The sequence below is a fragment of the Paraburkholderia sp. J12 genome (assembly GCF_905220215.1).
Taxonomy (GTDB): Bacteria; Pseudomonadota; Gammaproteobacteria; order Burkholderiales; family Burkholderiaceae; genus Paraburkholderia.
Genome location: NZ_CAJMZC010000011.1, coordinates 176283 through 199384, shown reverse-complemented (window position 1 = coordinate 199384; position 23102 = coordinate 176283). Strand labels below are relative to the sequence as shown.

Here is a 23102-nt window from a genome sequence, read left to right as displayed (position 1 = left end):
AGTTTTGTAATTATACCGCCGCCCGCTTTTTCCTGCTCACTGCACGCCCACCAGCCGGTAGCCCACGCCCGTTTCGGTGACGATGTGCTCGGGCTGCGCGGGGTCGCGTTCGAGCTTCTGGCGCAGGTGCGCCATGTAGATGCGCAGGTAGTGGCTGCTCTCCACGTGCGACGGCCCCCACACCTCGCGCAGCAGTTGCCGGTGCGTGAGCACGCGGCCCGCATCGCGCACGAGCGTAGCGAGCAGCCGGTATTCGATGGGGGTCAGATGGACCGGCGCGCCCGCGCGCGTGACCTGGCGTAGCCCCAGATCGACGGTCACCTCGCCGAAGCTCACCTGCGGCTCCTCGTTCGCGCCGCCGCGGTTGCGCCGGCGCAGATGGGCGCGGATGCGCGCGAGCAGTTCGGACACGCCGAACGGCTTGGTCAGATAGTCGTCGGCGCCGGCGTCGAGCGCCGCCACCTTCTCGCTTTCCTGGGTGCGCGCCGACAGCACGATCACCGGCAGATCGCTCCAGCCGCGCAGCTCGCGGATCACATCGAGCCCATCGGTATCGGGCAGCCCGAGATCGACGATCACGAGGTCGGGCTTGCGCGTGGCCGCTTCGACCAGGCCCTGCTTGCCCGTTTCGGCGTCGTGCACGACGATCCCCTCGCCTTCCAGCGACGCCCGCACGAAGCGGCGAATCTGCTTTTCGTCTTCGATCAGGACAACGGCAACGTTAGGATCACTCATGGGAAGGCTTCGAATCGGCAGGTTTCAGATGGGGGGCGGCAGAAGCGGCGCCATCGGCCACTGCGCCCTGGTCGACGAGTCGTGCGGCAGTGGCAAGAGCGGCTGCGGCTTCGCTGTCGTCGGCTTCGTCTTCGGCACCGTCGGCGGGCAATGGCGGCGGCGCCTCCACGGGCAGCGCGAACCAGAACGATGCGCCCTCTACCTGCCCCTCGTTGTCGACGCGATTGCCCGCGCCGATTGTACCGCCGTGCGCCTCGACGATCGCGCGGCAGATGGCGAGCCCAAGGCCGATCCCGGGCTTGGCCGACTCCTTCTCGCCGCGCGTGAACTTCTCGAACACGCGCTCGCCCATGCCGGGCGGCAAGCCCGGCCCGCGGTCGTCGATGGTCACGCGCACGAACGGGTTGCCGCCCATCTCCACGCGCCGCGCACCGATGACGAGCGGCGCGTCGGACGGCGTGTACTTCGCGGCGTTCTCCAGCAGGTTCGAGAAAAGCCGCTCCATCAGCACCGCGTCCAGATGCAGCAGCGGCAAGCCCTCTTCCAGCTTCACCTGCACCGGGTGTCGCGCGAGCACGCGCCGGCAGGCAGCCAGCGCCGCGCCCACGGTTTCTTCGAGCAGCGTCCACTGGCGGTTCAGCTTGAGGCTGCCCGCCTGCAGCCGCGCCATGTCGAGCAGGTTCGTGACGATGCTGGTCATGCGCAGCGCCTCGTCGTGAATCGACTCGACGAGTTCGCCCGAACGCGGATCCTCGGGCGCCCCCGTCGCCTCCCACGTCTGCGCGAGCATCGACGAAAAACCGACGATCGCCGTGAGCGGCGTGCGCAGGTCGTGCGAGATCGCCGAGAGCAGCGAGTTGCGCAGGCGCTCCGACTCCATGTTGACGAGCGCATCGCGCGCGATTTCCACGTAGTGCACGCGCTCCAGCGCGAGCGCGATCTGCGCCGCGAACGCATCGAACATGCGCTGCTGCTCGGGCACCTGCAGCTCGTGCGCATCGCGCGTGACCACCGCGAGCACGCCACGCGTGCGCATGGGCGCCTTGAGCGGCAGATAGCGCGCGGTGGCCGCGGGCAACGTATCGGTGCCCTGGCCCGCGGGCTTTTGCTGGTCGTACACCCACTGGGCCACGTCGATGTCGAGGCTCGCGGCGTCGAGCATGATCTGCGGATCGGGTTCTTCGACCTTCTGCTGGATCTTGTCGGCGCTGTCCGGCAGCAGGATGGCCACGTGCGCGCCGAATACCTCGCTCACGTGGCGGCTGCCGATCGCGACGATCTGCTCGGTGGTGAGCGCCGCCGCGAGCTCGCGCGCCATCGCATACATCGCGCCCGTGCGCTGCTCGCGCCGCTGCGCGACGCTCGCCTCGCGGCGCAGGCTCGACGTGAGGTGGCTGATGACGAGCGAGGTGAGCAGCATGCCGACGAAGGTCAGCAGATACTGCGTATCGCTCACCGAAAACGACATGCGCGGCGGCACGAAGAAAAAGTCGTAGGCGGCCACGCTCGCGAACGAGAGCAAGACGCCCGGACCGCGCCCGAGTTTCGTCGCCGTGAAGATCACGCCGAGCAGGTACAGCATGACCAGATTGGCGAGATCGATGCGGTCGATCAGCTGGCTTGCGATCAACGTGATACAGGCGCAGATCACGAGCGCGGCGGCATACGCACGCGGCGGCGAGCGGTGGGCGCCGCCGGCGGCGAGCGCGTCGCGCCAGGCATTCGCCGCACGCGCGGCGGCACCCGCGCCGGAGAGCTCGCGCGAGGAGGAGACGGCGGCGTCGCCGGCCATGGCGCGCACGAGCGTGAGATCGACGTCGCCGGCCTTTTCCGCGAGACGCTCGCCGAACGGCCGGGGCCACCAGCGCGCGAAACCCGTGCGCAGCGAGCCGCCCGCGACGAGCTTCGAGACGTTGCGCAGCCGCGCGTAACCGACGAGCGTCGTGGCCGCGTCCTCGCCCGCGAGCGTGGCGGTCTCCGCGCCCATCTCCGAGGCGAGCTTGAGCGCACCGAGCGTTCGCTCGCGGGTCGCGTCGGGCAGGCGCTGGAGCTTCGGCGTTTCGACGTAGACCGCGATCCAGTCGGCCTTGAGGCTGGCCGCGAGGCGCGCGGCGGCACGCACGAGCGCGTTCGCCTCGGGACCGGGCCCCACGCACACCAGCAGACGCTCGCGCGCCTGCCACACGTGCTGGATCGAGCGGTCGGCGCGGTACTCGCGCATCTGTGCATCCACGCGGTCGGCCGTGCGGCGCAGCGCCAGTTCGCGCAGCGCGATCAGGTTGCCCTTGCGAAAGAAGTTGCGCACCGCGCGCTCGGCTTGCGCCGGCATGTACACCTTGCCGTCGCGCATGCGGTCGAGCAGTTCCTCGGCGGGCAGATCGACGAGCGTGACTTCGTCGGCGCGATCGAACACGCGGTCGGGCACGGTCTCCCAGACGCGGATGCCCGTAATCTGCCCCACCACGTCGTTCAGGCTTTCGAGGTGCTGAACGTTGACGGTCGTATAAACGTCGATGCCCGCGTCGAGCAGTTCGTACACGTCCTGCCAGCGCTTCATGTGGCGCGCGCCGGCCACGTTCGAATGCGCGAGTTCATCGACGAGCACGAGCTGCGGCTTCCTCGCGAGCGCGCCGTCGAGATCGAACTCGTCGAGCGCGCGGCCGCGATAGGCGATCTGCGCGCGCGGCAGCACGTCGAGCCCGGCGGTGAGCGCGGCGGTCTCGCTGCGCCCATGGGTCTCGACGATGCCCACCACGACGTCGGTGCCCTCCTCCGCGTGCCGGCGCGCGGCCTGCAGCATCGCGTAGGTCTTGCCGACGCCCGCCGATGCGCCGAAGAAAATCTTCAGCTTGCCGCGGCGGGCTTTTTCCTCGTCGCGCTGGAGGCGGTCTAGCAGTTCGTCGGGATCGGGACGGTTCATGCGGATCGGATTTCAGGTTGGGCGCCGCGTGGTTCGCGCGCCGGAACAACACGATGAGTCATGCTGATCGTCTCACCGCGGCACCGAAATGGCAAACCGCACGCCGCGCTGGTCGCGGCGTGCGGTTGGGGATGCTGCGGCGCTACCGGGCCATCGAAAGCGCCGATCAGCCGACCTGCTTGCCGTCGAGGGCAAGGTTCAGTTCGAGCACGTTCACGCGCGCCTCGCCGAGCACGCCGAACTGGCGGCCCTTCGTGTAACGGTCCACGAGCGCCTGCACGTCGGACGGGCTCAGGTGGCGCGCCTTCGCCACGCGCTCGACCTGATAGGCCGCGGCGGCCGGCGAAATTTCCGGATCGAGGCCACTGCCCGAGGACGTCACGAGGTCGACCGGAATCGGCTGCGAGACGTCGGTGCCCGCGGCCTTGAGCGCGGCGATACGGCCTTTGACTTCATCGGCGAGCGCCGGGTTGGTCGGGCCGAGGTTCGAGCCGCCCGAACTCGTCGCGTTGTACGGATTCGGCGAGGTGGCCGAGAGACGGCCCCAGAAGTACTGGGGCGCATCGAACTGCTGGCCGATCAGCTCGGAACCCACCACCTTGCCATCCACTTCGACGAGACTGCCGTTGGCCTCGCGATGGAACACCGCCTGGCCGAACGCGGTCATCACGGCCGGATAGGCGAGCCCCGTGAGCGCCGCGAGCACGGCGAAGATCACGATGAGAGGGCGTATTAAACGAAACTGCAGCGATTTCATGTTCTTTCCCGAATGTGCGTGAGTGCAGTCAGACCCAGCATCAGGCCCAGCCGAAAGCGGCGAGGACCATGTCGATCAGCTTGATGCACGGGAACGGCAGGATGATGCCGCCGAGGCCGTAGACCAGCAGGTTGCGACGCAAGAGCGACGCCGCACCGAGCGGCCGGTACTTCACGCCCTTGAGCGCGAGCGGAATCAGCATCACGATGATGAGCGCGTTGAAGATCACCGCCGAGAGAATCGCCGAGGACGGCGAGCTCAGGTGCATGACGTCGAGCACGCGCAACTGCGGATACGTGGTCGCGAACGCCGCCGGGATGATCGCGAAGTACTTCGCGACGTCGTTGGCGATCGAGAACGTGGTGAGCGAGCCGCGCGTCATGAGCATCTGCTTGCCGATCTCGACGATCTCGATGAGCTTGGTCGGGTTCGAGTCCAGATCGACCATGTTGCCCGCTTCCTTCGCGGCCTGCGTGCCGGTGTTCATCGCCACCGCGACGTCGGCCTGGGCGAGCGCCGGAGCGTCGTTGGTGCCGTCGCCCGTCATCGCCACGAGCTTGCCCTGCGCCTGATGTTCGCGAATGGTCGCGAGCTTCGTTTCCGGCGTGGCCTGGGCGAGGAAGTCGTCCACGCCCGCTTCGGCGGCGATCGCGGCGGCGGTCAGGCGGTTGTCGCCCGTCACCATCACGGTCTTGATGCCCATCTTGCGCAGTTCGGCGAAGCGCTCCTTGATGCCGCCCTTCACCACGTCCTTCAGCTCGATCACGCCGAGCACCTGGGCCGAGCCGTCCTGCGTGCGCTGCGCGACCACGAGCGGCGTGCTGCCGCGGCGGGCGACGTCGTCCACCGCCGTTTCCACTTCGCTCGGGAAGCGGCCGCCGTGCGATTCGACGTAGTTCTTCACGGCATCGGCCGCGCCCTTGCGGATCTCGCGCTCGGCGAGGTCCACGCCGCTCATGCGCGTCTGCGCACTGAAGGCGAGGAACACCGGGTGCAGCGCCGCCATGTCGCGCTGGCGAATGTTGAAGCGCTGCTTGGCGAGCACGACGATGCTGCGGCCCTCCGGCGTTTCGTCCGAGAGCGAGGCGAGCTGCGCCGCATCGGCGAGCGCTTCTTCCTGAACGCCCGGCGCCGGAACGAACATCGAAGCCTGGCGGTTGCCGAGCGTGATCGTGCCGGTCTTGTCGAGCAGCAGCACGTCCACGTCGCCGGCGGCTTCCACCGCGCGGCCCGAGGTGGCGATCACGTTGGCCTGCATCATGCGGCTCATGCCGGCCACGCCGATTGCCGAAAGCAGCCCGCCGATCGTCGTCGGAATCAGGCACACGAGCAGCGCGACGAGCGCCGTGATCGTGACCACGTGACCCATCTTCGCGGCTTCGACCGAGAACATCGAGAACGGCAGCAGCGTGGCCGTGGCGAGCAGCAGCACGATGGTCAGCGCGACGAGCAGGATCGTGAGCGCGATCTCGTTGGGCGTCTTCTGGCGCTTGGCGCCTTCCACCATCGCGATCATGCGGTCGAGGAAGGCCTCGCCCGGGTTCGCCGTGACGCGCACGACGATCCAGTCGGAGAGCACGCGCGTGCCGCCCGTCACCGAAGAAAAGTCGCCGCCCGACTCGCGGATCACCGGCGCGGATTCCCCCGTGATCGCCGATTCGTCCACCGAGGCGACGCCTTCGATCACTTCCCCGTCGGCCGGAATGGTGTCGCCGGTTTCGACCAGCACCACGTCGCCGCGGCGCAGGTCCGAAGCGGTCATGATGCGGATCGGCGCCTTCGGATGCGGCTCGTTGAGCTTCTTCGCCATCACGTCGCGCTTGGCCTGGCGCAGCGATGCGGCCTGCGCCTTCGAGCGGCCTTCGGCGAGCGCTTCGGCGAAGTTCGCGAAGAGCACCGTGAACCACAGCCACAGCGCGATGGCGAGGATGAACCCCGCAGGCGCCTCGGCCTGGCCCACGAGCGCGGCGACCCAGAGGATCGTCGTGAGAATGCTCCCCACGTAGACGCAGAACATCACGGGGTTGCGCAACTGGGTGCGCGGTTTGAGCTTGCGGAATGAGTCCACGATGGCCGGACGCACCAGCGCCGGATCGAACATGGACCGTGTAGCACTATGCTGATTCATTTTGAAGTAGTCCTGTTCAGTGCACGCCCATCATGATCAGATGCTCGACGCCGGGGCCGAGGGCGAGCGCTGGCACGTAGGTCAGCGCGCCGACGAGCAGCACGGTGCCGAGCAGCAGCACGACGAAGAGCGGACCGTGCGTGGGCAGCGTACCGCCGGTTTCGGCGAGTCGCTTCTTGCCGGCGAGCGAGCCGGCAATGGCGAGCACCGGAACGATGGTGCCGAAGCGGCCGAACCACATCGCGATACCGGTCATCCAGTTGTAGAACGGCGTGCTCACCGTCAGGCCGGCGAAGGCGCTGCCGTTGTTGTTCGCGGCCGAGCTGAACGCGTAGAGGATTTCCGAGAATCCGTGTGCACCGGGGTTGGCGATGCCGGCCTTGCCCGCGTCGGTGAGCACGGCGATCGAGGTGCCCACGAGCACGAGGAGCGGCGTGAGCAGCACGACGATCGACACCATCTTCATCTCGAACGATTCGATCTTCTTGCCCACATACTCGGGCGTGCGGCCGATCATGAGACCCGCCACGAACACCGCGAGCAACGCGAAGACGAGCATGCCGTAGAGACCCGAACCCACCCCGCCGAAGATCACTTCGCCGAGCTGGATCAGCAGCATCGGCACGAGGCCGCCGACCGGCGTGAGCGAGTCGTGCGTCGCGTTCACCGCACCGCACGAGGCGGCCGTGGTCGAGACCACGAAGATGCCGGTCTGCGCGATGCCGAAGCGCGTTTCCTTGCCTTCCATGCTGCCGCCCGCCTGCAGGGCGCTGGCGTGCTGATCGACGTTGAGCGACGTGAAGAGCGGATTGCCCGTCTGCTCCGCGTTGAGCTCGAAGCCCACCGCGACGACCAACGCAATCGTCATGACCGCGAGCACCGCGATCCCCTGGCGCCGGTCGGCGATGATGTTGCCGAACACGAGACACAGCGCCGCCGGAATGATCAGGATGGCGATCATTTCCACGAAGTTCGAGAACGGCGTGGGGTTCTCGTACGGATGCGCCGAGTTCGCGTTGAAGAAACCGCCGCCGTTGGTGCCGAGCATCTTGATCGCGACCTGCGAAGCCACCGGGCCCATCGCGAGCGTTTGCGTCGTCACTTTGGTGTCGACCGTCACGGCGTTACCCTGGGCGTCCTTCACCGGGTTGCCCTGGGCGTCGAGTTTGGGCGCGGCGTAGGTCGTGGTCTGCAGAACCGGCACGTCCTGATAGGACTTGAAGTTCTGGATCATGCCCTGGCTCATCAGGAGCGCGGCGATGATGGCCGACATCGGCACGAGGACGTAAAGCGTCGTGCGCGTGAGATCGACCCAGAAGTTGCCGATGGTCTTCGTCGAGTGACGCGCGAAGCCGCGGATCAGCGCGATCACGACCACGATGCCGGTCGCCGCCGAAAGGAAGTTCTGCACGGTGAGGCCGAGCATCTGCGTGAGGTAGCTCACGGTCTGCTCGGGCGTGTAGTCCTGCCAGTTCGTATTGGTGACGAAGGACACCGCCGTGTTGAACGCGCCGTCCACCGTCATCGCGCTGAACTGCTGCGGGTTGCCCGGCAGCCAGCCCTGGATGCGCAGCAGCAGGTAGAGGAACCCGACGCCCAGCACGTTGAACGAAATGGTGGCGATGGCGTAGTGCTTCCAGTCCATCTCGGCGTCGCGATCGACGCCGGCCAGGCGGTAGAGGAAGTTCTCGAGCGGCGCGAAAAGACGCACGACGCGCGAGCGCCCGTCGAGCACGCGCGTGATATAGCCGGCCACCGGCACGGCCAGCGCGAGCAGGACGACGACGAACAGGCCGGTCTGCAGCAGATTATTGCCGTTCATTCGATATCCTCCGCGCGCAGCAGCGCATGGACCAGATAGACGAACAGCAGGAGCGTCGCCGCTCCCGACAGCCAAAGAATCCAGGTCATGAACGAGCTCCCGTAGCGCCTTGATCGCCGCGCCGATACTGCATGAGCTTCTCGCAGCCGACGATCAACGCATATGTGAGCCCCGCGAATACCGCTAGCCCCCCGATGTACAGCACATCCATTGTCGTGTTCTCCATTCACGGATGACGGATGGCGCAACAGTAAGGGTTTCCCCGTCAAGAACGGATTAAAGGTCGTGGGAGCGGCATAAAAAAAGCGTAAACACGCGCGCGGGCGTGCAGGCCGGGTGCCGGCAACGCAGAAGCAAACGAGGAGAACGAAGGCGGCGCAGGCGGGGCCGCCCGCGCGCGAGGAGGTTAGCGAACGCCTGGCGGCGCCGCGGATTCCCGGATCAGGGGATCAGAACGGTCGATCCCGTGGTGCGGCGCGCTTCGAGATCGGCATGAGCCTGCGCCACGTCCTTGAGCGCATAGCGCTGGTTGATCGAAGTCTTCACCTTTCCCGAGGCCACGACTTCGAAGAGCTCGGCGGCCATCGCCTCGTAGTCGCTGCGTTTGCCGATATAGGTAAAAAGCGTGGGGCGCGTGAAAAAGAGCGACCCGCGCCCGGCGAACTCGGACGAATCGATGGGCGGCAGCGGCCCCGAGGCATTGCCGAAGCTCACGAAGAGCCCCAGCGGCGCGAGGCAGTCGAGCGACTTCTGAAACGTGTCCTTGCCGATCGAGTCGTACACCACCGGCACGCCCGCGCCGTTCGTGATCTCGCGCACGCGCGCGGTGAAGTCTTCGCGCGTGTAGACGATGGGATAGTCGCAGCCGTGCGCCTTCGCGATCCGGGCCTTGTCGTCGGAGCTCACGGTGCCGATCACCGTCGCGCCGAGCGCCTTGGCCCACTGGCACACCAGCAGCCCGACCCCGCCCGCGGCGGCCTGGATGAGGATAGTGTCGCCGGGCTGCAAGCGGTACGTGCGGCGCAGCAGGTATTGGGCGGTCAGGCCCTGCAGCATGATCGAGGCGGCCGCCTCGTCGCTGATCGCGTCGGGCAGGCGAATCACCTGGTCGGCGCGCAGCACGCGCTCCTCGGCATAGGCGCCCGGCGGCCGCGCCACGTAGGCCACGCGGTCGCCCACCTTGAGGTCGTTCACGCCCGGCCCCACCGCGCTCACCTCGCCCGCCGCCTCCATGCCGAGGCCCGCGGGCAGCGGCTGCGGATAGAGGCCGGTGCGAAAGTACACGTCGATGTAATTCAGCCCGCAGGCCGTCTGCTTCAGGCGAATCTGACCCTCGCCGGGCTCGCCCACTTCGACGTCCACCCACTTCATGACCTCGGGGCCGCCGGTCTTGTCGATACGGATAGCCTTGCTCATCGTGTCTCCTGTCGATCAGTTGCTTCGGTGTTCAGTTGCGGATTCGGTGGCGCGCGGTGGCGTGTGTGGTGACGCCCAGCGCAGCGGCGCCCGACGCAATGGCGCCCGCTCAAATCACGTCGGCGAGGCGCAGCCTCAGCACGTCGAGGATCATGCGCGCCGTCGAAATATTGGTCGCGCACGGCACGTTGTGCACGTCGCAAGCCCGCACGAGGGCGTTGATGTCGGGTTCGTGGGGCTGCGGCGTCATCGGGTCGCGCAGGAAGATCACCATGTCCACGCGGCCCTCGGCCAGTTGCGCGCCGATCTGCAGGTCGCCGCCGTGCGGGCCGGACAGCATGCGCTCGACGTTCAGCCCGTGCGCCGCCTCGATGCGCGAACCGGTCGTGCCCGTGGCGATGAGCTCGCAGCGGCGCAGGGCGTCGGCGTACTCGCCTGCCAGTTTGACGATGTCGTCCTTTTTGTGGTCGTGTGCGATCAGCGCGACGCGGGTTGGCATGACTTCGGTGCTCCTTCGTTTCGGTGAGTAATGACGGTCGTCGAGCCCGCAAGCCGTCGCTTCGGGCTCAGGACCGAATGTACCCGGCTAGAACGTGCCCGGATAGGCGCCGCCGTCGATCAGCCAGTTCTGTCCGGTGATATAGCCCGCGTGCACGCTGCACAGGAACGCGCAGGCGCGGCCGAATTCGTCGGGCGTGCCGAAGCGGTGCGCCGGGATCGTCGCGATGCGGCGCTCGCGCACCTCCTCGAGCGGCCGGTTGGTCGCCTTCGCCTGGGCGACGAGGGTGACCTCGATGCGCTCGGTGTCGAACGCGCCCGGCAGCAGGTTGTTGATCGTGACGCCCGTGGCGGCCACCTGGCGCGCGACACCGGCAACGAAGCCCGTGAGCCCCGAGCGCGCGCCGTTCGAGAGGCCCAGCACGTCGATGGGCGCCTTCACGGAGGCGCTCGTGATGTTGACGATGCGCCCGAAGCCGCGCGCGATCATGCTGTCGATGGTGGCCTGGATCAGCGCAATCGGCGTGAGCATGTTGGCTTCGAGCGCCGCGGTCCACGCCTCGTGCGTGAAAGTGCGGAAGTCGCCCGGCGGCGGGCCGCCCGCGTTGGTCACGAGAATGTCCGGCTGGCCGCTCGCGGCGAGCGCGGCGGCGCGGCCTTCGGCCGTCGTGATGTCGCACGCCACGGTCTTTACCTGCACGCCCGTGCTCGTGCGGATGCGCGCGGCGGTTTCTTCCAGCGTCTTTTCGGTGCGCGCGACGATCGTGACGTTGACGCCCTCGGCCGCCAGCGCTTCGGCGCAGCCGCGGCCCAAGCCCTTGCTCGCCGCGCAGACGAGCGCGTTGCGCCCTGCGATGCCCATGTCCATGTGTAGAGGTCCTGTTTTCGATCCTGCTTCTGGTCCTGCGTCTGGTCCTGCTTCCGGCTTGCATGACGATTGCGTGAAGGGCGCGCCCGTGGAGCCGCCCCGCCCTTCCGGATTCTAGAAGAATCGCGCGCGACGCGCCCGGGCCGGCCTGATCCGCCCCACCCCGCGGCCGACGCACGACGGTTCCCGGCACCGCGCCGGGCATGCCGGAAAACGAGGAGTTCCCGTATACTTGCGGCTGTAGCGCGATTCCCACGCCCTCGCGCCGGCCCCGCCGATCCCCCGATTTTTCTTGCAGCCTCGTGCGCCCCGCCATGAAACAGGACAGCCGCTTTCCGAACCTCTTCATCCTCGACCACCCGCTGATCCAGCACAAGCTCACCCACATGCGCGACAAGGACACGTCCACCCGGACGTTCCGCGAGCTGCTGCGCGAGATCACGCTGCTGATGGGCTACGAAATCACGCGCGAGCTGCCGGTCACCACGCGCCGCGTGCAGACGCCGCTCGTGGAGGTGGACGCCCCCGTGATCGCGGGCAAGAAGCTCGCCATCGTGCCGGTGCTGCGCGCGGGCGTCGGCATGTCGGACGGCCTGCTCGAGCTGATCCCGTCGGCGCGCGTCGGCCATATCGGCGTGTACCGCGCCGACGACCACCGCCCCGTGGAATACCTCGTGCGCCTGCCCGACCTCGAAGACCGCAACTTCATCCTGTGCGACCCGATGGTGGCAACGGGTTACTCGGCGGCGCACGCCATCGACGTCCTCAAGCGCCGCGGCGTGACGGGCGAGCGCATCTCCTTCCTCGCGCTCGTGGCCGCGCCCGAAGGCGTGGAGGTTTTCCAGAAGGCCCATCCGGACGTGAAGCTCTACGTCGCTTCGCTCGATTCGCATCTGAACGGGCACGCCTATATCGTGCCGGGCCTCGGCGACGCGGGCGACCGCCTGTTCGGCACCAAGAACTGACGCCCCGGGGCGGCCGGGCATCTCGCCCGCCGCCCTGCAATCCGGCCTTTCCCGCAGCCGGAGGCGGGGCCGGACGCCCCCGGCGTGATAAAATTCAGATCCACCTGAACCGGGCGAGCGCCGCATTGCGCACGCGCATGGGCACGAGATGCACGAAGCCGTGCGCAGCGAACCCGCCCCCGGGCCGGCGCCAGTCGCGAAACTGCGGATGAAAGGGCAGGTGAAGTCGCGGCAGGACCGCGCCGCGCACGGGTGGACAGAACCAGCGGACACGACACTCATGGGCACCCCGGCCGCGCGCCGCACCCGGCGCTCGAGCGCCGGGCTGGCGCAATGCGCCGCCGGCCGTGTCCGCGAACACGCATCGACAACTGCACATTGCACCATGCACGCTAGAAGCGTGCGACGGAGATAGGTATGGCGGGTCATTCGAAATGGGCCAACATCAAGCACAAGAAAGCCGCAGCTGACGCCAAGCGCGGCAAGGTCTGGACGCGGCTCATCAAGGAAATCCAGGTGGCGGCGCGCATGGGCGGAGGCGACATCGACTCGAATCCGCGCCTGCGCCTGGCCGTGGACAAGGCCTACGACGCCAACATGCCCAAGGACAACATCAACCGCGCGATCCAGCGCGGCGTGGGCGGCGTCGACGGCGCGAACTACGAGGAAATCCGCTACGAAGGCTACGGCATCGGCGGCGCAGCCGTCATCGTCGACACGATGACGGACAACCGCACCCGCACCGTCGCGGAAGTGCGCCACGCGTTCTCGAAGTTCGGCGGCAACATGGGCACGGACGGCTCGGTCGCATTCATGTTCGATCACGTCGGCCAGTTCGTGTTCGCGCCGGGCACGGCCGAAGACAAGCTGATGGACGCCGCGCTCGAAGCCGGCGCCGACGACGTCGTGACCAACGACGACGGCAGCATCGAGGTGGTCTGCCCGCCGTTCGAGTTCCCGAAGGTGAAGGCCGCGCTCGAAGCCGCGGGCTTCAAGGCGGAAATGGCCGAAGTGACCATGAAGCCGCAGACGGAAGTCGAATTCACGGGCGACGACGCCGTGAAGATGCAAAAGCTGCTCGACGCGCTCGAGAACCTGGACGACGTCCAGGAGGTGTACACCAACGCGTCGATCGCCGAGGAATAAAGGCGCTCGCCGGGGCCGCACGCGCCCGCGTTTTCCACGGCCGGCGCATTGCGCGCCGGCCGCAACTGTTTCTGGTTCTGGTCTTTCGGGGATTCACATGAAGTTACTCGTCGTCGGTTCTGGCGGCCGCGAACATGCGCTGGCGTGGAAACTCGCCCAGGCGCCGCGCGTGCAGCTCGTCTACGTCGCACCGGGCAACGGCGGCACCGCGCAGGACGAGCGGCTCGCCAATGTCGACATCACGGACATCCACGCGCTCGCCGATTTCGCCGAGCGCGAGCAGGTCGCCTTCACCGTGGTCGGGCCGGAAACGCCGCTCGCGGCCGGCATCGTCAACGTGTTCCGCGCGCGCGGCCTGAAGATCTTCGGCCCGACGAAGGAAGCCGCGCAGCTCGAAAGCTCGAAGGACTTCGCCAAGGCGTTCATGAAGCGCCACCACATCCCGACGGCCGCCTACGAGACCTTCTCCGACGCCACGGCCGCGCACGCCTACGTCGAGAAGAACGGCGCGCCCATCGTGATCAAGGCCGACGGCCTCGCCGCGGGCAAGGGCGTGGTGGTGGCGATGTCGCTCGAAGAAGCGCATCAGGCCGTCGACATGATGCTCGCCGACAACAAGCTCGGCGACGCCGGCGCGCGGGTCGTGGTCGAGGAATTCCTCGCGGGCGAAGAAGCGAGCTTCATCGTCATGGTGGACGGCAAGCACGTGCTGGCGCTCGCGTCGAGCCAGGACCACAAGCGCCTGCAGGACGGCGACCAGGGCCCGAACACGGGCGGCATGGGCGCGTACTCGCCCGCCCCCGTCGTCACGCCGCAGCTGCACGCGCGCGTGATGCGCGAAATCATCCTGCCGACCGTGGCGGGCATGGAGAAGGAAGGCATCCGCTTTACGGGCTTCCTCTACGCGGGTCTGATGATCGACGCGCAGGGCAACCCGAAGACGCTCGAATTCAACTGCCGCATGGGCGACCCGGAAACGCAGCCGATCATGGCGCGCCTGAAGGGCGACTTCTCGAAGGTCGTGGAGCACGCGATCGCGGGCACGCTCAACCAGGTCGAGCTCGAGTGGGACCGCCGCACGGCGCTGGGCGTCGTGCTCGCCGCACACAACTATCCGGACACGCCGCGCAAGGGCGACCGCATCAGCGAGATCCCCGCGGAAACTGCCGATTCGGTCACGTTCCACGCGGGCACGCAGCTCGCGGACGGCAAGCTCGTCACCTCGGGTGGCCGCGTGCTGTGCGTGGTCGGCCTCGCAGATTCGGTGCGCAGCGCGCAGTCGGTCGCCTACGAGACCGTCAACCGCATCTCGTTCGACGGCATGCAGTATCGCCACGACATCGGCTACCGCGCAGCGGGCCGCAAGCCGTAACGCGCAAGCGGCTCGTTCCTGCCGCGCCGCAAGGCGACGGCATGGCCGGGCCGCGGCTTTTGCACGGGCTCCGGCGGCGCGCCGTAACGCGCTGCCAGCCGGTGTCCACGCGAGCGCGGCAGGCACGCCACACAACGCGCCCGCCATACGCATCCGGCCCCGACGCCAGGCTGTTCGGCGCTACACTGCCGCTGTCGGCCGCCCCACGCCCCAAGGCGTGCGCGCGCAGCAGGACACCGGCCCCGAGAACGAACCCGCGACGCCGCCAGCACGAACCCGGCGCCGCCCGCCTTTTCACCCATGACCGATTCGACCCGCTCCGGCGCTCAGGACGAGCGCGCAAGCTCCACCGGCGCAGACAGTGCGGCCAGCAGCGTCGCCGCGACTGTCGCCGACAGCGCCGCTGTGCGCACCTGGCTGGCAGGTTTGCAGACGCGCATTGCCGACGCGCTCGGCGCCTTCGACGGCACGCCGTTCGCCACCGACCGCTGGCAGCGCGCCCCCGGCGAGAAGCTGCGCGGCGGCGGCTGCACGCGCATCCTGGAGGGCGGCCAGTTCTTCGAGCGCGCGGGCATCGGCTTTTCCGACGTGGCGGGCGACGCCCTGCCGCCCTCGGCCACGGCCGCGCGCCCGGAACTCAACGGGCGCGGTTTCGAGGCAATGGGCGTCTCGCTCGTGCTGCATCCGCGCAATCCGTACTGCCCGACCGTGCACATGAACGTGCGCATGCTGCTCGCAACGAAAGCGGGCGAAGCACCGGTGTTCTGGTTCGGCGGCGGCATGGACCTCACGCCCTACTACGGCTTCGAAGAAGACGCGCAGCACTTCCACCGCGTCTGCCGCGACGCGGTTTCGCCCTGGGGCGAGAGCCTCTACCCGCGCTTCAAGCGCTGGTGTGACGAATACTTCTTCCTGAAGCACCGCAACGAAGCGCGCGGCGTAGGCGGAATCTTCTTCGACGACTACGCCGAAGGCGGTTTCGACGCGGCATTCGCGCTCATGCAAAGCGTGGGCGAGCGCTTCCTCACAGCCTATCTGCCGATCGTCGAAAAGCGCCGCACGCTCCCCTTTGGCGAGGCCGAGCGCGATTTCCAGGCCTACCGTCGCGGTCGCTACGTCGAATTCAACCTGGTCTGGGACCGCGGCACGCACTTCGGCCTGCAAAGCGGCGGGCGCACCGAATCGATCCTGATGTCGATGCCGCCCACGGCGAACTGGCGCTACGACTGGCAGCCGCAGCCGGGCTCGCCCGAGGCGCGCCTTTACACCGACTTCCTGCCGCAGCGCGACTGGATCTGACACCGTGACGCCGATACTGTGAAGCCAGCCCCCCAGCCCCAACCGCTCGCGCGCCGCGTGGGCCTTTTCGGCGGCACCTTCGACCCGATTCACGAAGGCCATCTCGCGCTCGCGCGGCGCTTTGCCGGGCTGCTCGACCTGACCGAGCTCGTCCTCGTGCCGGCCGGCCAGCCGTGGCAAAAGCCCGAGGTGAGCGCCGCCGGACACCGCCTCGCGATGACGCGTGCGGCGGCCGCCTCGCTCGTGCTGCCGGGCGTGACGGTCTCGGTCGACACCGACGAGATCGAGCACGACGGCCCGACCTACACGGTCGACACGCTGCGCCGCTTTCGCGCGCGCGCCGGCAACGGCGCCGCCGACTGCTCGCTCACGCTCCTGATGGGCGCCGACCAGCTGCTGCATCTGGATACCTGGCACGCCTGGCGCGAACTGTTCGAACTCGCGCACCTGGGCGTGGCGAGCCGCCCCGGCTTCGACTTCGCGGCGCTGCCGCCGGCCGTCGCCGCCGAAGTAGCCGCGCGCCGCGCCGGCCCCGCCGCGCTTGCCGCAACGCCGCACGGCTGCGTGGTAATCGACGAACAACTGGCCTACGACGTTTCGGCCACCGAAATCCGCAGCCGGATCCGCGCCTGCCGCGCCGCGCGCGAAACCCATGCCCCCGCGCCCGAAGGCGCCGCGCCGCACACCGCGGCGCCGGTTCCCGCGGCTGTGTGGGACTATATTCTTCAACATCATCTGTACCACGGGTAAATATGGACATCCGCAAACTGCAACGCGCCATCATCGACGGCCTCGAAGACGTCAAGGCACAGGACATCAAGGTGTTCAACACCAGCCATCTGACCGAGCTCTTCGACCGCGTGATCGTCGCGAGCGGCACCTCGAACCGCCAGACCAAAGCGCTCGCCTCCAGCGTGCGCGAAAAGGTGAAGGAAGCCGGCGGCGACATCATCAGCACGGAAGGCGAGGACATCGGCGAATGGGTGCTCGTGGATTGCGGCGATGCAGTCGTGCACATCCTCCAGCCCGCGCTGCGCCAGTACTACAACCTCGAGGAAATCTGGGGCGACAAGCCCGTGCGCATCAAGCTCGCCGCCACTACCGGATTCATGGGCGCGCGCCCGAGCGAGCCGATGGACGAGGAAGACGAGATCGAGGACGAAGCCCCGGTCGCAGCGAGAAAGGCGCCGGCGAAGAAAACGGCGGCGAAATCCTCGGCGAAACCGGCTGCAAAGCCGGCAGCGAAGTCGGCAACGAAGCCGGGCGCCAAACCCGCGGCGAAGAAGACTGCGGCCAGGAAGCCCGCCGCGAAGTCCGCCGGCGCGCCGGCTCGCAAGACCGCTGCACGCCGCAGCGCGGGCAAGTAAGCGGCGCCGCGCTGCGTTTGTCCCGATGAAACTGCATATCGTCGCCGTCGGCCACAAGATGCCGGACTGGATCGCCGAAGGCTTCGAGGAGTACACGAAGCGCATGCCGCCCGAGCTGCGCATCGAGCTGCGCGAAGTGAAGCCCGAGCAGCGCTCGTCGGGCCGCTCCGCGGAAAGTGTGATGGCCGCCGAGCGCACGCGCATCGAGGCGGCGCTGCCCAAGGGCGCGCGTCTCGTCGCGCTCGACGAGCGCGGCCGCGACTGGACCACCATGCAGCTTGCCGAGGCGCTGCCGGGCTGGCAGCAGGACGGGCGCGACGTGGCGTTCCTGATCGGCGGCGCGGACGGGCTCGATCCGCAGATCAAATCGCGCGCCGATCTGCTGTTGCGCCTGTCGAGTCTCACGCTGCCGCACGCGATGGTGCGGGTGCTGCTGGCCGAGCAGCTTTACCGCGCCTGGACCATTACGCAGAATCACCCCTATCATCGCGTGTGATCGCGTGTGAATGGGTGCGCTGCCCAGGCACCGTCCTGACGCGCTGCGTCGGCTGACCGCGCGCGACGGCGCGTCAGTCCGACGCAGCGCGCGTCGCCCCCATCGCGTCCACCCGACTTCCGCCACGCCCGAGACATTCCGATGACCACCACCGCGACCTGGCCGTACGTTTATCTCGCCTCGCAAAGCCCCCGCCGCCAGGAGCTGCTCACGCAGCTCGGCGTGCGCTTCGAGCTCCTGCTGCCGCGCCCCGATGAGGACGCCGAAGCGCTTGAAGCCGTGCTGCCCGGCGAAAGCGCCGCCGACTACGTGACGCGCGTGTGCGCCGCCAAAGCCGATGCGGCGCGCGCGCGCCTCGTGGCCGGCGCCCATGCGCACGCCCCCATTCTCACCGCCGACACCACCGTGACGATCGACGGCCACATCCTCGGCAAGCCGCACGATGCCGCCGAAGCGTTCGCGATGCTCGAACGCCTCGCGGGCCGCGACCACGAAGTACTCACGGCCGTCGCCGTGGTCAATGCCGAAGGCACCTGCCTGCCCGTCGCGCTCTCGCGCTCGCACGTGCGCTTCGCCCATGCCGAGGCCGCCGCGATCGCACGCTACGTCGCGAGCGGCGAGCCCTTCGGCAAGGCCGGCGCCTATGGCATCCAGGGCCGTGCGGCCGAGTTCGTCGAGCGGATCGACGGGTCCTATTCGGGTATCATGGGTTTGCCATTATTCGAAACAGCCGCGCTGCTGCGCACAGCGCGCATCGACTTCTAGAACTACACCATGAACGAAGAAATCCTGATCAACGTCACGCCCCAGGAGACGCGCGTCGCGCTGGTCCAGCAAGGCGCAGTGCAGGAGCTTCATGTCGAGCGCACGCTATCGCGCGGGCGTGTCGGCAACGTCTATCTCGGCAAGGTCGTCCGCGTGCTGCCGGGCATGCAGTCCGCCTTCATCGACATCGGCCTCGAACGCGCGGCGTTCCTCCATGTGGCCGACATCTGGCATCCGCGCATTGCGGGTGAAGCGCACCAGAGCGCGCATCATCAGCCCATCGAAAAGACCGTGTTCGAAGGACAGACGCTCATGGTGCAGGTCGTCAAAGACCCGATCGGCACGAAGGGCGCGCGTCTGTCGACGCAGGTGAGCATTGCGGGGCGCACGCTCGTCTATCTGCCGCAGGAGCCGCACATCGGCATCTCGCAGAAGATCGAGAGCGAGGCCGAACGCGAAGCGGTGCGGGCGCGCCTCACGGCCGTGCTGCCCGCGGACGAGAAAGGCGGCTATATCGTGCGCACCATCGCCGAAGACGCGACGAGCGAAGAACTCGCCGCCGACGTCGCGTACCTGCGCAAGACGTGGGCAACCATCGTCGCGTCGGCCCAGCGCCTGCCCGCCACGAGTCTGCTCTACGAAGACCTGAACCTCGCGCAGCGCGTATTGCGCGATTTCGTGAACGAAGAGACCACGCGCGTGCAGGTCGATTCGCGCGAGACTTTCCAGAAGCTCTCGGAGTTCGCGCAAGAGTTCACGCCGGCGGTCACGCCGCGCCTGCATCACTACACCGGCGAGCGTCCGCTCTTCGATCTCTACAACATCGAAGCCGAGATCCAGCGCGCGCTGTCACGCCGTGTGGATCTGAAATCGGGCGGCTACCTCGTGATCGACCAGACCGAGGCGATGACGACGATCGACGTGAACACGGGCGGCTACGTGGGCGCGCGCAACTTCGACGACACGATCTTCAAGACCAATCTCGAAGCGGCGCACACGATCGCGCGTCAGTTGCGCCTGCGCAACCTGGGCGGCGTGATCATCATCGACTTCATCGACATGGAAAACATCGAGCACCGCGACCAGGTGCTGGGCGAGCTGAAAAAGGCACTCGCGCGCGATCGCACGCGCGTGACGGTGAACGGGTTCTCGCAACTGGGGCTCGTGGAGATGACGCGCAAGCGCACGCGCGAATCGCTCGCGCATGTGTTGTGCGAGCCGTGCCCGACTTGCCTCGGCAAAGGCCAGGTGAAGACCGCGCGCACGGTGTGCTACGACGTGCTGCGCGAGATCCTGCGCGAGTCGCGCCAGTTCAATCCGCGCGAATTCCGCGTGGTGGCGTCGCAGCAGGTAATCGATCTGTTTCTCGAAGAGGAGTCGCAGCATCTCGCCATGCTGATCGACTTTATCGGCAAGCCGGTGTCGTTGCAGGTGGAGTCGAATCTGAGTCAGGAGCAGTACGATATCGTGCTGATGTAGGACGTCGTTACCCGCGGGGAACATCGGAATCCAGCCGGTTCGCCGGAGGTTCCCCGAAGCGGTCCTGGCGCGCGCATCACGACAGCCGCTGCCAAAACGTCATTGCGGCGCCGGACCACCCGGCTCCGGCCCGATACCCTGCGCATTCGCAGCCGATTCGACGAGCCAGACCAGCTTCTCCATCTTCGACTGCCCCATGCGCTTCGAGGTCAGACGCGAATCGACCAGATTGACCACGACGAGATCGAGCGACGGCACGACGATCGCGTACTGCCCCAGGTACCCATCGGCCCAGAAAGTCGGCAGCAGCAAGGAAGCCCTCGGCCCGCGCGTTCCGCTCGCCGGCACGCTTGTCCACCACATGTAGCCATAGCCGCCCGTCGGCGTATCGGAGTACGAGTGGGTCGATTCGGCCACCCATTCGGCCGGCACGATCTGCCGGTCGCGCCAGCGGCCGTCGTGCAGATACAGGAGCGCGAAACGGGCGAGGTCCCGCGCGCTCATGTCGAACGGGTAAGCGGGATATCGCGTGGCCGCACCGCCCGGGACGTAGCGCCCATCGGACGTTCGGTAGTCCTGCATACCGATAGGATCGGCAATCTCCGTCTTCAGCGCCTTGTAGAAGTCTTCGCCGGTGGCCTGGCCATAGATCGCGCCGACCGTGTTGAAGTCCCAGTTGTTGTAGTACCAGAACGTCCCCGGCGGATGGCTGTAGCGCGGCGGCTTGCTCGCCTCCATCTCCGCCGTCTCGTAGACGGTGGGGTGATAAACGCCCGAGCGTGCCTCCAGCAGCATGCGCACGCTCGCCTGCTTCTCCCCGGCGGACAGCGAGGGTTCGTTGTCGTCGATGCCGAGTTGCGCCAGGGTGTCGTCGGGATGGATCTGCCCGCGCGCCACGGCAATGCCGATCAGCGCGCTCATGAAGCTCTTGCGCGCCGAGTGCAGGTTGGATTTCCTCGATACGTCGCCCCACTCGGCCACGACGAGCCCGTTGCGCACGATCATGCCGGAGGTCGAGCCTTCGCGTTTCGCGTAGGCCACGGCGCGGTCGATGCCGTCCTGCGAGAAGCCCTGGGTCTGCGGCGCAACGGTTTCCCATTCGGCACCGGGGAACGGTGACTGTGGGCTGTACGCGCCGGGTGCGGCAGCTGTTGTCGTTGCGGGGGGCTCGGAAGCGCATGCGCCAAGCAGCAGCGCGAGCCCGCCGGCCGCGACCCATTGCAGCTGAAGCACCTGAAGCACCTGAAGCCTGCGAACCCAGAACCGGATGACGCTGCTGTCCATCGTCTCGCTCCCCGTTGCCCATGTTTGTGTACCGCGCGCACTGTACCATCGCTGGCGTCGCCGCCCCGTCCTACGGCCCGCCACGCCCGCCATGGCAAGCGGGTGAGCTGCGCCGCCGTGTATCATCCGCTATCGGTGCGATACACGTACCACACGCCACACGGAGTCCCGCAGTTTGAACCACCAGCGCGTCACCATCGAGCAGATCGGCGAGTTCGAGGAGATCATCGACGCGAGAACGCCGCTCGAATACGCCGAGGATCACATTCCCGGCGCGATCAACGCGCCGGTGATGAGCAACGAGGAGCGCGTGCGGGTGGGCACGCTCTACAAGAGTTCGCCCTTCGATGCCACGCGCCTCGGCGCGGCCATCGCCGCGCGCAATATCGCCCATCACCTCGATACGATCTTCGCCGACCGGCCGCGCAACTGGCGCCCGCTCATCTACTGCTGGCGCGGCGGCAAGCGTTCGGGCTCGATGACGGCGATGTTCAACATGATCGGCTGGCGTGCGCGTCAGCTCGAGGGCGGCTACAAGACCTACCGGCACACGGTGCTCGAAGCGCTCGGCACGCGGCCGTCGGCGTTCCGCTATATCGTGCTGGCCGGCCCCACGGGCAGCGGCAAGACGCGCCTGTTGCAGGCGCTAGGCACGGCGGGCGCGCAAACGCTCGATCTGGAGGGCCTGGCCGTGCATCGCGGCTCGCTGCTGGGCGCGTTGCCCGAGCGCGCGCAACCTTCGCAAAAGTCGTTCGATACGGCGCTCGTGCAAAAGCTGGGGAGTTTCGATACCGCACGGCCCGTGTTCGTCGAAGCCGAGAGCCGGCGCATCGGCGCGATCACGCTGCCGGTGGCACTCGTCGAAGGCATTCATGCGGCGCCCTGCGTCGTGGTGGAAGCCACGCGCGACGAACGCTGCGCGCTGCTGCTTGCCGAGTACGGGCATCTGCTGGAAGACCGGGACTATTTTCGCGAGCAGTTGAGAAAGCTCGTGCCGCTGCATGGGCGCGAGCGTGTGCAAGCGTGGTGCACGTTGCTGGACGACGAGGCGCGCGCGGCGCTGACCGAAGCGCTCATCGTCGAACACTACGATCCGGCCTATACGCGCAGCAGCCGACGCCATTTTGCAAAGCTGGAAAATGCGCTGCGCTTTGCGTTTCATCCGATGCGTGACGACACCGTCGCACAGGCGAACGCCTTGCTCGAATCGCTGCGCGAGGCCTAAGCGCCCCGCTTCATACGGCTTGCCGAAAAAGCGCCCGGGCCTTGCAGGCCCGGGCGAAGCCACCGGGTATCCGATGGCGGAGGTATCGGCAATTCACACAGGATACCTAAATTTAAAGGCAGCTTAACGGCTGTACATCGCGTTCCAGTCCTGCGGCGACACGGTTGCGCCGCCACCCGCCTGCGACGAGCCGCTCGCCACGCCACCGTATGCGCTGTTGCCGTTCATCGCGGCCACGCGGGCCTCCGCGGCCTGGATCGCTTCGGGATAATGAGCGTTGTCGCCATCGCCCACGTGGTAGCCCACCTGCTGGAGCTGGACGAGCTCGGCGCGCACCTGGGCGCGCGTGACGGGCGAGTTCGACTGGGCGAACGATGCAACGGGAACAACGAGGGCAGCGGCAACAGCAACGGCTTGAATCAGGGACTTCATGGTATTGACCTCCATTCGACTGACGCGGTCCGGATGCGACGGTATGTGCATGCGACCGATGTACGCAGTCTAGGAGGATCGAGACCAAGGGTTAACCCCGATCTCATCAGAAGATCTTTCCAATCTGC

At 67.5% G+C, this 23102-nt stretch carries 21 protein-coding genes; 10 read left to right on the top strand and 11 right to left on the bottom strand.

The window, feature by feature from the left end; genetic code table 11:
* Positions 1-36: 36 nt before the first annotated feature.
* From kdpE to U5760_RS22585, 9 genes are all read right to left on the bottom strand, one after another.
* Positions 37-735 carry a two-component system response regulator KdpE gene (kdpE, locus tag U5760_RS22630; RefSeq protein ID WP_028226229.1) on the bottom strand — a complete coding sequence of 233 codons (699 nt, stop codon included), beginning with the start codon at positions 733-735 and terminating at the stop codon, positions 37-39.
* Positions 728-3655 (bottom strand): DUF4118 domain-containing protein, encoded by a 2928-nt coding sequence (locus tag U5760_RS22625; protein ID WP_322014526.1) that lies wholly within the window; start codon positions 3653-3655, stop codon positions 728-730. The genes kdpE and U5760_RS22625 overlap by 8 nt, the downstream gene beginning before the upstream one ends.
* A 166-nt stretch (positions 3656-3821) precedes the next feature.
* Positions 3822-4412 (bottom strand): potassium-transporting ATPase subunit KdpC, encoded by a 591-nt coding sequence (gene kdpC, locus U5760_RS22620; protein WP_322014525.1) that lies wholly within the window; start codon positions 4410-4412, stop codon positions 3822-3824.
* A 40-nt stretch (positions 4413-4452) separates the two neighbouring features.
* The gene (gene kdpB, locus U5760_RS22615; RefSeq protein ID WP_322014524.1) at positions 4453-6540 is read right to left on the bottom strand and encodes a potassium-transporting ATPase subunit KdpB; all 2088 of its coding nucleotides are present in this window, start codon (positions 6538-6540) and stop codon (positions 4453-4455) included.
* A 16-nt stretch (positions 6541-6556) separates the two neighbouring features.
* The gene (gene kdpA / locus U5760_RS22610) at positions 6557-8362 is read right to left on the bottom strand and encodes a potassium-transporting ATPase subunit KdpA (protein WP_322014523.1); all 1806 of its coding nucleotides are present in this window, start codon (positions 8360-8362) and stop codon (positions 6557-6559) included.
* Entirely contained in the window at positions 8359-8451 is a 93-nt protein-coding gene (kdpF, locus tag U5760_RS22605; protein WP_027795505.1) for a K(+)-transporting ATPase subunit F, read from the bottom strand. The genes kdpA and kdpF overlap by 4 nt, the downstream gene beginning before the upstream one ends.
* Before the next feature lie 352 nt (positions 8452-8803).
* A complete protein-coding gene (locus tag U5760_RS22595) occupies positions 8804-9778 on the bottom strand; it encodes a quinone oxidoreductase (protein ID WP_322014521.1) in 975 nt (324 codons plus the stop codon).
* Positions 9779-9887: 109 nt separating this feature from the next.
* Positions 9888-10277, bottom strand: a complete 390-nt coding sequence (locus tag U5760_RS22590; protein ID WP_322014520.1) for a methylglyoxal synthase — start codon at positions 10275-10277, stop codon at positions 9888-9890.
* An 87-nt stretch (positions 10278-10364) separates the two neighbouring features.
* The gene (locus U5760_RS22585) at positions 10365-11144 is read right to left on the bottom strand and encodes an SDR family oxidoreductase (protein ID WP_322014519.1); all 780 of its coding nucleotides are present in this window, start codon (positions 11142-11144) and stop codon (positions 10365-10367) included.
* Positions 11145-11458: 314 nt separating this feature from the next.
* Between U5760_RS22585 and upp the strand changes: the two genes are divergently transcribed.
* The 9 genes from upp to rng all read left to right on the top strand — a co-directional run bounded on the left by upp (position 11459) and on the right by rng (position 20033).
* A complete protein-coding gene (gene upp, locus U5760_RS22580) occupies positions 11459-12109 on the top strand; it encodes a uracil phosphoribosyltransferase (protein ID WP_322014518.1) in 651 nt (216 codons plus the stop codon).
* Positions 12110-12526: 417 nt separating this feature from the next.
* Positions 12527-13255, top strand: a complete 729-nt coding sequence (locus tag U5760_RS22575) for a YebC/PmpR family DNA-binding transcriptional regulator (RefSeq protein ID WP_322014517.1) — start codon at positions 12527-12529, stop codon at positions 13253-13255.
* 97 nt (positions 13256-13352) lie between these two features.
* The gene (gene purD / locus U5760_RS22570; protein ID WP_322014516.1) at positions 13353-14627 is read left to right on the top strand and encodes a phosphoribosylamine--glycine ligase; all 1275 of its coding nucleotides are present in this window, start codon (positions 13353-13355) and stop codon (positions 14625-14627) included.
* A 300-nt stretch (positions 14628-14927) separates the two neighbouring features.
* Positions 14928-15926 (top strand): oxygen-dependent coproporphyrinogen oxidase, encoded by a 999-nt coding sequence (gene hemF / locus U5760_RS22565; RefSeq protein ID WP_322014515.1) that lies wholly within the window; start codon positions 14928-14930, stop codon positions 15924-15926.
* Positions 15927-15944: 18 nt separating this feature from the next.
* Complete coding sequence (locus tag U5760_RS22560) at positions 15945-16676, top strand: nicotinate-nucleotide adenylyltransferase (RefSeq protein ID WP_322014514.1); 732 nt, start codon at positions 15945-15947, stop codon at positions 16674-16676.
* 2 nt (positions 16677-16678) lie between these two features.
* Positions 16679-17293 carry a ribosome silencing factor gene (rsfS, locus tag U5760_RS22555; protein WP_322014513.1) on the top strand — a complete coding sequence of 205 codons (615 nt, stop codon included), beginning with the start codon at positions 16679-16681 and terminating at the stop codon, positions 17291-17293.
* 25 nt (positions 17294-17318) lie between these two features.
* Positions 17319-17789: a 23S rRNA (pseudouridine(1915)-N(3))-methyltransferase RlmH gene (gene rlmH / locus U5760_RS22550; RefSeq protein WP_322014512.1), complete on the top strand. Its 471-nt coding sequence runs from the start codon at positions 17319-17321 to the stop codon at positions 17787-17789.
* Positions 17790-17930: 141 nt separating this feature from the next.
* The gene (locus U5760_RS22545) at positions 17931-18554 is read left to right on the top strand and encodes a Maf family protein (protein WP_322014511.1); all 624 of its coding nucleotides are present in this window, start codon (positions 17931-17933) and stop codon (positions 18552-18554) included.
* Between the two features lie 9 nt (positions 18555-18563).
* Positions 18564-20033, top strand: a complete 1470-nt coding sequence (gene rng / locus U5760_RS22540) for a ribonuclease G (RefSeq protein ID WP_322014510.1) — start codon at positions 18564-18566, stop codon at positions 20031-20033.
* A 99-nt stretch (positions 20034-20132) separates the two neighbouring features.
* On the opposite strand, the gene U5760_RS22535 is transcribed toward rng, so the two are convergent.
* Positions 20133-21317, bottom strand: a complete 1185-nt coding sequence (locus U5760_RS22535; RefSeq protein WP_322014509.1) for a serine hydrolase — start codon at positions 21315-21317, stop codon at positions 20133-20135.
* 175 nt (positions 21318-21492) lie between these two features.
* Here U5760_RS22535 and mnmH point away from each other — a divergent pair, with 175 nt between their 5' ends.
* Positions 21493-22542 carry a tRNA 2-selenouridine(34) synthase MnmH gene (gene mnmH, locus U5760_RS22530; RefSeq protein WP_322014508.1) on the top strand — a complete coding sequence of 350 codons (1050 nt, stop codon included), beginning with the start codon at positions 21493-21495 and terminating at the stop codon, positions 22540-22542.
* A gap of 123 nt (positions 22543-22665) precedes the next feature.
* Here mnmH and U5760_RS22525 read toward each other — a convergent pair whose 3' ends face one another.
* Positions 22666-22974 (bottom strand): DUF4148 domain-containing protein, encoded by a 309-nt coding sequence (locus U5760_RS22525; RefSeq protein WP_322014507.1) that lies wholly within the window; start codon positions 22972-22974, stop codon positions 22666-22668.
* Positions 22975-23102: the final 128 nt, after the last annotated feature.

Coding starts and splice junctions, on each gene's coding strand:
- kdpE (WP_028226229.1), bottom strand. CDS start 735: ATGAGTGATCCTAACGTTGCCGTTGTCCTGATCGAAGACGAAAAGCAG.
- U5760_RS22625 (WP_322014526.1), bottom strand. CDS start 3,655: ATGAACCGTCCCGATCCCGACGAACTGCTAGACCGCCTCCAGCGCGAC.
- kdpC (WP_322014525.1), bottom strand. CDS start 4,412: ATGAAATCGCTGCAGTTTCGTTTAATACGCCCTCTCATCGTGATCTTC.
- kdpB (WP_322014524.1), bottom strand. CDS start 6,540: ATGAATCAGCATAGTGCTACACGGTCCATGTTCGATCCGGCGCTGGTG.
- kdpA (WP_322014523.1), bottom strand. CDS start 8,362: ATGAACGGCAATAATCTGCTGCAGACCGGCCTGTTCGTCGTCGTCCTG.
- kdpF (WP_027795505.1), bottom strand. CDS start 8,451: ATGACCTGGATTCTTTGGCTGTCGGGAGCGGCGACGCTCCTGCTGTTC.
- U5760_RS22595 (WP_322014521.1), bottom strand. CDS start 9,778: ATGAGCAAGGCTATCCGTATCGACAAGACCGGCGGCCCCGAGGTCATG.
- U5760_RS22590 (WP_322014520.1), bottom strand. CDS start 10,277: ATGCCAACCCGCGTCGCGCTGATCGCACACGACCACAAAAAGGACGAC.
- U5760_RS22585 (WP_322014519.1), bottom strand. CDS start 11,144: ATGGACATGGGCATCGCAGGGCGCAACGCGCTCGTCTGCGCGGCGAGC.
- upp (WP_322014518.1), top strand. CDS start 11,459: ATGAAACAGGACAGCCGCTTTCCGAACCTCTTCATCCTCGACCACCCG.
- U5760_RS22575 (WP_322014517.1), top strand. CDS start 12,527: ATGGCGGGTCATTCGAAATGGGCCAACATCAAGCACAAGAAAGCCGCA.
- purD (WP_322014516.1), top strand. CDS start 13,353: ATGAAGTTACTCGTCGTCGGTTCTGGCGGCCGCGAACATGCGCTGGCG.
- hemF (WP_322014515.1), top strand. CDS start 14,928: ATGACCGATTCGACCCGCTCCGGCGCTCAGGACGAGCGCGCAAGCTCC.
- rsfS (WP_322014513.1), top strand. CDS start 16,679: ATGGACATCCGCAAACTGCAACGCGCCATCATCGACGGCCTCGAAGAC.
- rlmH (WP_322014512.1), top strand. CDS start 17,319: ATGAAACTGCATATCGTCGCCGTCGGCCACAAGATGCCGGACTGGATC.
- U5760_RS22545 (WP_322014511.1), top strand. CDS start 17,931: ATGACCACCACCGCGACCTGGCCGTACGTTTATCTCGCCTCGCAAAGC.
- rng (WP_322014510.1), top strand. CDS start 18,564: ATGAACGAAGAAATCCTGATCAACGTCACGCCCCAGGAGACGCGCGTC.
- U5760_RS22535 (WP_322014509.1), bottom strand. CDS start 21,317: ATGGACAGCAGCGTCATCCGGTTCTGGGTTCGCAGGCTTCAGGTGCTT.
- U5760_RS22525 (WP_322014507.1), bottom strand. CDS start 22,974: ATGAAGTCCCTGATTCAAGCCGTTGCTGTTGCCGCTGCCCTCGTTGTT.